Origin of the sequence: Albidovulum sp. (assembly GCF_049646345.1) — a bacterium.
Taxonomy (GTDB): domain Bacteria; phylum Pseudomonadota; class Alphaproteobacteria; order Rhodobacterales; family Rhodobacteraceae; genus Albidovulum.
Map to the genome: position 1 here is coordinate 1 of NZ_JBARVQ010000668.1, position 7396 is coordinate 7396.

At 62.1% G+C, this 7396-nt stretch carries 11 protein-coding genes and 2 pseudogenes; 9 read left to right on the forward strand and 4 right to left on the reverse strand.

The features are described 5' to 3' along the window. A pseudogene (locus WBB85_RS17465) lies at nucleotides 1-324 on the reverse strand (glutathione S-transferase family protein); the annotation flags it as partial. A gap of 222 nt (nucleotides 325-546) precedes the next feature. On the opposite strand from WBB85_RS17465, the gene WBB85_RS17470 reads away from it, so the two are divergent. Next, nucleotides 547-897, forward strand: a complete 351-nt coding sequence (locus WBB85_RS17470) for a hypothetical protein (RefSeq protein ID WP_432639872.1) — start codon at nucleotides 547-549, stop codon at nucleotides 895-897. A 10-nt stretch (nucleotides 898-907) separates the two neighbouring features. On the opposite strand, the gene WBB85_RS17475 is transcribed toward WBB85_RS17470, so the two are convergent. Both WBB85_RS17475 and WBB85_RS17480 read right to left on the reverse strand, forming a co-directional pair. Continuing rightward, nucleotides 908-1453, reverse strand: coding sequence for a L,D-transpeptidase family protein (locus tag WBB85_RS17475; protein WP_432639873.1), 546 nt, complete (start codon nucleotides 1451-1453; stop codon nucleotides 908-910). Further along, nucleotides 1450-2622 (reverse strand): MalY/PatB family protein, encoded by a 1173-nt coding sequence (locus WBB85_RS17480; protein ID WP_432639874.1) that lies wholly within the window; start codon nucleotides 2620-2622, stop codon nucleotides 1450-1452. The genes WBB85_RS17475 and WBB85_RS17480 overlap by 4 nt, the downstream gene beginning before the upstream one ends. Nucleotides 2623-2720: 98 nt before the next feature. Between WBB85_RS17480 and def (WBB85_RS17485) the strand changes: the two genes are divergently transcribed. From def (WBB85_RS17485) to WBB85_RS17500, 4 genes are all read left to right on the forward strand, one after another. Continuing rightward, nucleotides 2721-3242, forward strand: coding sequence for a peptide deformylase (gene def, locus WBB85_RS17485; protein WP_432639875.1), 522 nt, complete (start codon nucleotides 2721-2723; stop codon nucleotides 3240-3242). Then, on the forward strand, nucleotides 3239-3742 hold the full coding sequence (gene def, locus WBB85_RS17490) for a peptide deformylase (protein ID WP_432639876.1): 504 nt from the start codon (nucleotides 3239-3241) through the stop codon (nucleotides 3740-3742). Before def (WBB85_RS17485) ends, def (WBB85_RS17490) begins: the two co-directional genes overlap by 4 nt. 104 nt (nucleotides 3743-3846) lie before the next feature. Further along, a complete protein-coding gene (gene fmt, locus WBB85_RS17495) occupies nucleotides 3847-4743 on the forward strand; it encodes a methionyl-tRNA formyltransferase (protein ID WP_432639877.1) in 897 nt (298 codons plus the stop codon). A gap of 52 nt (nucleotides 4744-4795) precedes the next feature. Continuing rightward, the gene (locus WBB85_RS17500; protein WP_432639878.1) at nucleotides 4796-5038 is read left to right on the forward strand and encodes a GlsB/YeaQ/YmgE family stress response membrane protein; all 243 of its coding nucleotides are present in this window, start codon (nucleotides 4796-4798) and stop codon (nucleotides 5036-5038) included. A 51-nt stretch (nucleotides 5039-5089) separates the two neighbouring features. On the opposite strand, the pseudogene WBB85_RS17505 reads toward WBB85_RS17500, so the two are convergent. Further along, nucleotides 5090-5836, reverse strand: a pseudogene (locus WBB85_RS17505) (IS5 family transposase). 114 nt (nucleotides 5837-5950) lie between these two features. Between WBB85_RS17505 and WBB85_RS17510 the strand changes: the two are divergent. The 4 genes from WBB85_RS17510 to WBB85_RS17525 all read left to right on the forward strand — a co-directional run bounded on the left by WBB85_RS17510 (nucleotide 5951) and on the right by WBB85_RS17525 (nucleotide 7360). Continuing rightward, nucleotides 5951-6364 (forward strand): hypothetical protein, encoded by a 414-nt coding sequence (locus tag WBB85_RS17510; protein WP_432639879.1) that lies wholly within the window; start codon nucleotides 5951-5953, stop codon nucleotides 6362-6364. Nucleotides 6365-6442: 78 nt separating this feature from the next. Further along, nucleotides 6443-6661, forward strand: a complete 219-nt coding sequence (locus tag WBB85_RS17515) for a hypothetical protein (protein WP_432639880.1) — start codon at nucleotides 6443-6445, stop codon at nucleotides 6659-6661. A gap of 31 nt (nucleotides 6662-6692) precedes the next feature. Then, the gene (locus tag WBB85_RS17520; RefSeq protein WP_432639881.1) at nucleotides 6693-7124 is read left to right on the forward strand and encodes a hypothetical protein; all 432 of its coding nucleotides are present in this window, start codon (nucleotides 6693-6695) and stop codon (nucleotides 7122-7124) included. Continuing rightward, nucleotides 7124-7360 (forward strand): hypothetical protein, encoded by a 237-nt coding sequence (locus WBB85_RS17525; protein ID WP_432639882.1) that lies wholly within the window; start codon nucleotides 7124-7126, stop codon nucleotides 7358-7360. Before WBB85_RS17520 ends, WBB85_RS17525 begins: the two co-directional genes overlap by 1 nt. The last annotated feature ends 36 nt before the right edge of the window (nucleotides 7361-7396 follow it).

The following is a 7396-nucleotide window of genomic DNA, read 5'->3' on the forward strand; positions in this document are numbered from 1 at the left end:
GTCGCCGGTTGCGCCGGGAAAATCAGCCTGAAAGGTCCAGCCGTCCTCCAGCATGTCGGGATGGACGGCGGACACGTCGATCAGGCCCTCCAGCCCCTTCAGCGCCCGGAAGATCAGCGTCCGATGCGCCCAGGGACAGGCATAGGAAACATAGAGGTGATAGCGGCCTGCCTCGGCCGGAAAGCCACCGTCCCCCGACGGTCCCGGCGCCCCGTCCGGCGTGACCCAGTTGCGAAAGACACTGTCGGTGCGTTTGAAGGCGCCGCCGGTTTTTGCTGTGTCGTACCACTCGGTCGACCATGTTCCGTCAATCAGCCTGCCCACCGCGGTTCCTCTCGATTCTGCCCCGGGAATCTAGGGACTGCTACCCTGCCTGAACACCGCAACCGGCGCGGACTTGCCCTGCGCAGTCGCACATTATTGTCGCGCACGGCGAAATATTGTTACGTCACTGTCACGGATTAGGCACAAATCCTTGTTGTCCATAAGGTTAACTTGATTTTGAGGGGCTTTGGCCCATGCTGATTGTCGGGGGGAGTGATTGTGATGAATGATATTTTGCCAAAGGAAGTGCGGGCGGGTCTGGAAGAGGCGCGCAAACGCGATTTGAAACGCCGGTCGCGCCTTCGGGTCATGGCGGGCGACGATGTCTATCCGATCCTGAAGTTCTGGGAGACGGGCTTTGCGCTTGACGCCGATCAGGTGCAGCAGCTTCGCGGTCTTGTCGATATCTATGACGGGGCCCGCCATCTTTATCAGTCGCTGATCATCGCCTCTGATGTCGAGGATGGTGAGTTGATCTGCACGATGAAGCGGTCAACCATGGCGCATGATACGGTGCCGCTTGACTACGTGCGCGAAGATGACGCGCCCCGGGGCTATCTGCCGCGCTTTTGACCGCAAGGCTTCAGGGCCGGATTTCGACTGTCGTGCCCATCGGGGTCACGCGCCATAACTCCTCGATTTCGGTGTCGGAAACGGCAATGCAGCCTGCTGTCCAGTCATGGCGCAAAGTGGCCTTGCCGTAGAAGGCGTTCGGTTGGCCGTGGATAAAGATATCGCCACCCGGATCGTAGCCGCCTGCCGAAGCGCGGATCAGATCGTCCCTTTGCGGATAGTTGATCCCCAAAGACAGGTGGAACTTGCTTTCCGCATTGCGCCGGTCGATGCGGAACATGCCTTCGGGTGTGCGTCCATCGCCCTGCCGCGCCTTGTCGCCTTCGGGCGCGAAACCCAAGGCGACCGGATAGCTTCGCAACTCCACCCCGTCGCGGAACACAGTCAGACGCCGCGCCCCCTTCTCGATCAGGATGTGATCGATCTGCCCGGTCAGGGGCGGCAGCGGTTCAGGCGGGCGCGGCGCCGGGAACTTGTACTGATAGAGCGCCAGCATCCCCAGCCCGAGCGCGGCGGTCAGGACGGTAAGCTGGAAGAACCGGCGCAGAAACCTCATTGCAAGTCGCCGAATGCCTTTTGTATGCGTGCGACCGCTTCGGCCACACGGGCGCGCGGTGTAGCAATGTTGAAGCGCAGAAAGTTCCCGCCGCCCTTGCCGAAACTCGGGCCGTGATTGACCGCGATCTTCGCATCCCGCTCTACCCGTCCGGTGAATTCGGCGGCTGGCATTCCGGTGCCGTCAAAATCGACCCATGCAAGATAGGTCGCTTCAAGCGGCATGGAGGCAAGCCCCGGAACCGCAGCGATCCCGTCGTCAAACAGCCTGCGATTGCCGTCGAGATAGGCGACCAGCGCATCCACCCATTCGGCACCCTCGGGCGAATAGGCGGCCGTCGCCATATGCATCCCGAAGCTGTTGGGGGAAATGCCAAGTGCGGCAATCTTTGCCGCGAACTTCGCCCGCAACGCCTCGTCGGCGATGATCACATTGCCGATATGGCTGCCCGCGATGTTGAAGGTCTTGGTGGTTGCCGTCATCGTCACCAGCCGGTCGGTGATCTCTGGCGCGGCTTTGGCCATGACAGAATGGCGATGCCCCGGATAGACGAGGTCGTGGTGGATCTCGTCCGAGACCAGCACCAGATCGTGGCGCTTGCAGAAATCGGCCACACCGCGCAACTCCTCTTCGGTCCAGACCCGTCCGCCGGGATTATGGGGCGAACAGAGGATCAGCATCCGTTCGCGGCCCGTCATCTGCGCGTCCCATGCGGCAAAATCGAGGTGATAGCGGCCGCCCTCATTCGCCAGCGCACATTCGACGACCTGTCGCCCCGCCGCTTTGATGACGCGGGCGAAGGCATGGTAGACGGGCGTCATCAGAACCACACCGTCGCCCGGTACAGTATAGGCGTCAATGCAAAGCGCCGTGCCGTTCACCAGACCATGTGTGGTGAAGATCCAATTGGAATCGATCTGCCAGCCATGACGCTCGGCCATCCACCAGGTGATCGCCTCCAGATAGGCGCGGTCATCGCCGAAATAGCCATAGACCCCATGATCGGCCATGCCCTGCACCGCTGCCTGAACACAGGCGGGTGGGCGGAAATCCATATCCGCCACCCACATCGACAGCCCGTCCTTGGGGCTGACGCCATAGAGCTTTTCCATCATGTCCCATTTCGCGGAATGGGTGCCGGTGCGGTCGATAATCTCGTCGAAATCCATGCGGGCTCCTGTCCTTTGGCCGCGAGACTAATCATCACACGGTCGGGTGCAAGGGGCCGGGCATTGCGCACGGGAAAGGCTTGCCCTAAATCGGGCGCATGACGATACGCCCGATCCTTATCCATCCCGACCCGCGCCTGAAAAAGTTGTGCGACCCCGTGACCGAGATCACGGATGACTTGCGCGCGGCTGCCGAAGATATGCTTGAGACGATGTATGACGCGCCAGGCGTCGGTCTGGCCGGGCCGCAGGTCGGGCTGATGAGCCGCATCCTGGTCATGGATTGCATCAAGGACCCCGAGGCCAAGCCACGGCCGATGGTTCTGATGAACCCCGAAGTCACCTGGACCTCGGACGAGACCAACACCTATGAGGAAGGCTGCCTGTCGATCCCCGAACAATATGCCGATATCACCCGCCCGAAAGAGGTGAAGGTGCGCTGGCTGGGGCTGGATGGCGCGACCCATGAAGAAGAATTCGACGGTCTCTGGGCCACTTGCGTCCAGCATGAGATCGATCATCTCGACGGCAAGCTCTTCATCGACTACCTGACGCCGCTGAAACGCCAGCTGATCACCCGCAAAATGCAGAAGCTGAAGCGCGAGAAGGCGCGGGCGTGACGGTCAGGCCCTTTATTCCCTATTCCGACAGACGGCTGCACAAAGAGGCCGAACCGGTCGCATCTGTGACCGAAACTGTACGGATGATCTGGGACGATATGGTCGAGACGATGGACGCGATGCCGGGCTACGGGCTGGCAGCACCGCAGATCGGGATCATGTTGCGGTTGGCCGTCGTCGATTGTTCCGACAAGCGCGGGCAGGCGGTCAGGATGGCCAATCCCGAAGTGCTGCACGCCTCGGTCCAGATGCGAAAACATGATGAGGCGAGCCCGAACCTGCCGGGTGTCCATGCGGGCATAGAGCGGCCCCGCGCCGTCACAGTGCGGTTCCTGAATGAGGCGGGGGAGGTCGAGGAGCGCGATTTTGTCGGGATCTGGGCGACCTCCGTTCAGCACCAGATCGACCACCTGAATGGCAGGATGTTCGTCGATCACCTGTCGCCGGTCCGAAAGAAGATGCTCGTCGCGAAGGCCGAAAAGCTGAGGAAGCGCGGATAGCAGTCGGGGGATTTTGCATCCCCGTCGCCCATTGACGCTCGGACCAATGGCGCGACAATGGGCGACCCCAGCAGGGTATTTGAGCAATGAAGAAGGGGTGAGGCATGCGCGTTGTGTTCATGGGCACGCCGGAGTTTTCGGTCCCGGTTCTGGAGGCGCTTCATGCCGCCCATGAGGTTCTGTGCGTCTATTGCCAGCCGCCGCGTCCCGCTGGCCGCGGCAAGAAGGACCGGCCGAGCCCGGTTCAGGCACGGGCCGAGGCTTTGGGCCTGCCGGTCCGCCATCCGGTCAGCCTGAAAGGGGCAGAGGCGCAGGCGGAATTCGCGGCGCTTCAGGCCGATGTCGCCGTGGTCGTGGCCTACGGGCTGATCCTTCCGAAGGCGGTGCTGGATGCGCCGGCGCAAGGTTGCCTGAACATCCACGCCTCGCTTCTGCCGCGCTGGCGCGGGGCGGCGCCGATCCATCGGGCGATCATGGAGGGGGACGCGGAAACGGGTATCTGCATCATGCAGGTGGAGGCCGGGCTCGATACCGGGCCGGTTCTGCTCTGTGAGGCGACCGGGATTGGCGCGGGCGAGACCACTGCTGACCTTCATGACCGGCTCTCAACGGTGGGCGCGCGGCTGATCGTCGAGGCTCTGGGCCGCCTCGGTGATCTGGTGCCCGAGGCTCAGGCGGAAGCAGGCGTGACCTATGCCGCCAAGATCGACAAGGCCGAGGCGCGGGTCGACTGGTCCCGGCCCGCGACCGAGGTCGACCGGCTGATCCGGGGCCTCTCGCCCTTTCCCGGCGCCTGGTGCGACATCGCGGGCGAGCGGGTGAAGCTCTTGCGGTCGCATCTGGCGACCGGTGAAGGCGCGCCGGGCAAGGTGCTGTCGGGCTTCACCATCGCCTGCGGCGACGGCGCGGTCGAGATCACCGAAGCGCAGCGCGAGGGCAAGCGTCCGATGCCCGTGGCCGAAGTGTTGCGCGGGCTGATCCTGCCCGAAAAACTCGACTGACCCTTCCCTGCGGAAGGGGGCCTTCCCATATCGCAAGGGTATGGAGGCATGATTGGCGCTTATCGGACTGATCATCATCGGCGCGGCGGCGGGGTTCATCGCCACAAGGCTGATGGGCATTGAGGCGGATCTGATCACGACTATCGCAGTCGGGGTAATAGGTGCGCTTGCGGGCGGGCTGGTCCTGCGTTTCATCCTGACAGTTGCAGGCTGGCTCGGCGGTTTCGTCGGCGCGGTTCTGGGGGCGATGGCGCTGATCTGGCTGTGGCAGAGCTACGGTCCGAAATCAAAGTAAGGTGGGTTTAAACCCACCTGACAAAACCATGTAAATCCTTAGGGTGAGGATTCATAACCAGTAGATCACGACAGCCACGAGGGCGATGGCTGACAGGAAGAGCTTGGGACAGCGGTCATAGCGTGTCGCCACGCTTGAGCCTGCCGAACATGATCTCGATCCGGTTGCGCCGCTTGTAGCGCCGCTTGTCGTATTTGACCGGCGTCTTCCGCTGTTTCCGACCGGGGATACAGGCGCGTATCCCTTTGTCTTTCAACGCTTCTCGGAACCAGTCAGCGTCATAGCCGCGATCCCCGAGCAGCCCTTTGACCTTTGGCAGGCCGCTGAGCAGTGCCCGTGCGCCGATATAATCGCTGACCTGCCCGGCGGTGACGAACAGGTCGACCGGTCTTCCCTGGCTGTCACAGATTGCATGCAGCTTGGTGTTCATGCCGCCCTTGGTGCGACCGATCAGGCGACCACGCCCCCTTTTTTGGCGGCCATGCTGGTCGCTGTTCGATGTGCCTTGAGGTATGTCGCGTCAATTATCACAGTCTTCTGTTCGCCATGTTCTGCCGCCAGGCCGACCATCATCCGCGCGAAGATGCCTTTTTCGCTCCAACGCTTCCACCGGCTGTAAAGCGTCTTGTGTGGACCATAAGCGGCAGGAGCGTCACGCCAACGTAAGCCATTGCGATTGTAGAATATAATCCCACTCAACACACGCCGGTCATCGCCGCGAGGCTTGCCGTGCGATTTCGGGAAGAAAGGGGAAAGCTTGGCCATCTGCTCGTCGCTCAGCCAGTAAAGGTCGCTCATGTCACCGCTCCGTTTTCCGAGCCGTGAAACACGCAACGCAGCGAAAATCAATGCATCCTAACCCTAACAGCGTCTAGCAAGCCGCTCACGGCATCTCAGCAAGGATATCAGGACATGAGCACCGAAGTTTCCACGCAGGTCACGCCCGCACTCCACCCCGACAACGTCAAGCACATCGACGGCTACAATGACGAGACCGCCAAGGTGCTCGGCATGACCGAGACCGCATTCAGCACCGCCTACAACGGCATCGTCAACGTGGCGAACGCGCGCGAGAAGGCCAAGACGAACCCGACTTGGAACGAAGCGCAGCAAATCATCCACACTCAGGAACTGGCGTACAAGGTGATGGACTCCATCAGCCGGAGCTTCGAAAGCACCCGCGCCAACCTCGTAAAGGGCATCAACTTCCTTGAGGGCGAGTTGAACATGCCGCTGACCGAAGCTGCGGCGGGTGCGTTTGGCAAGGAAATCCGTGACCAAGTAAAGGGGCTGAACACCGGCGAGCGGCAGACCTTCATCCAGTAGCATATCGACGCGGGCGACGAACGGGTCGTCAGCGCGATCCTCGGCGCGCCTCCGTTTCTGTCGGGCCTCGACGCAAACATGCAAAGCACCCTGACGCGCATCTGGCACATGAAGCGTCAGCCCGACAAAGCCGCCCGCCTCAAGGTGATGCAGGGGGCCAAGGAGCTGATCGAGACCCGTGCGGGGTTGGTGTTCAAGGAGCTTGAGAAGGCCGTCGGTATGCGCCCCGACAAGGTGCGTCTGCTCCGTCAGGCGAAGACCGAGGCCGAGAAGGCGTTCGTGCTCAAGGACGCCTGATCGCATCTGTAACATCAAAGGAAAGCTCCGCATGACCGATGCATCCACACCGGCAGTGAAGGCTGGCTGGTATCCGGGGATGAAGTCCCCGAACCCGGCTGGCCGCCCTGCGGGCCGCACCCCGATGGCTCAGCTACAGAAGCGGTTGCTTGAAGAAGGCCCCGCTGTGCTGGACGCGGTGCTTGAGAAGGCCAAGGAGGGCGACCCCGCAAGCGCGGGTCTCGTCCTCAGCCGCATCCTGCCGGTGCTCAAAGCTCAGGGCGAGAAGGTCACCTTTGACCTCGACCCGTCGCTGCCGCTGGCCGCCCAGGTGGAGCAGGAGCTGGCCGCTATCGCGTCCGCGCTGATCGCCCCTGACGTGGGGCGGCAGATCATCGAGGCCATCGGCACGCTGGGCAACATCCGCGCGGTAGAGGAACTGGAACAGCGCATCATCACGCTGGAGGCGAAGGAGGTGAAGTAATGGAGATCGTTCACACAGCGAACGGCGGTTGCGCCGCCATCGAACCGCTGCGCGAGGACGCCGCGTTCTGCATGGTGATGCTCAACGGGCGCATGATCTGCGTGACCACAAGCGCGCTCTACCGCGAGGCCGTTGAAACGCTGCTCCGCAACGCCCCCGAGGTCGGCACGCCCTACCTGATGACCTACAGCGGGGCCGAGTTCGTCGCGCTGTTAGAGGTGGCTCGGTTTGTCTGAACAGGTTCCGGGCGTTTTCTAAGTGGTTTTCCGCCT

What these genes read in the sequence shown, in the direction of transcription:
- WBB85_RS17470 (WP_432639872.1), top strand. Translation starts at nt 547, where the DNA reads ATGAATGATATTTTGCCAAAGGAAGTGCGGGCGGGTCTGGAAGAGGCG.
- WBB85_RS17475 (WP_432639873.1), bottom strand. Translation starts at nt 1,453, where the DNA reads ATGAGGTTTCTGCGCCGGTTCTTCCAGCTTACCGTCCTGACCGCCGCG.
- WBB85_RS17480 (WP_432639874.1), bottom strand. Translation starts at nt 2,622, where the DNA reads ATGGATTTCGACGAGATTATCGACCGCACCGGCACCCATTCCGCGAAA.
- def (WP_432639875.1), top strand. Translation starts at nt 2,721, where the DNA reads ATGACGATACGCCCGATCCTTATCCATCCCGACCCGCGCCTGAAAAAG.
- fmt (WP_432639877.1), top strand. Translation starts at nt 3,847, where the DNA reads ATGCGCGTTGTGTTCATGGGCACGCCGGAGTTTTCGGTCCCGGTTCTG.
- WBB85_RS17510 (WP_432639879.1), top strand. Translation starts at nt 5,951, where the DNA reads ATGAGCACCGAAGTTTCCACGCAGGTCACGCCCGCACTCCACCCCGAC.
- WBB85_RS17515 (WP_432639880.1), top strand. Translation starts at nt 6,443, where the DNA reads ATGCAAAGCACCCTGACGCGCATCTGGCACATGAAGCGTCAGCCCGAC.
- WBB85_RS17520 (WP_432639881.1), top strand. Translation starts at nt 6,693, where the DNA reads ATGACCGATGCATCCACACCGGCAGTGAAGGCTGGCTGGTATCCGGGG.
- WBB85_RS17525 (WP_432639882.1), top strand. Translation starts at nt 7,124, where the DNA reads ATGGAGATCGTTCACACAGCGAACGGCGGTTGCGCCGCCATCGAACCG.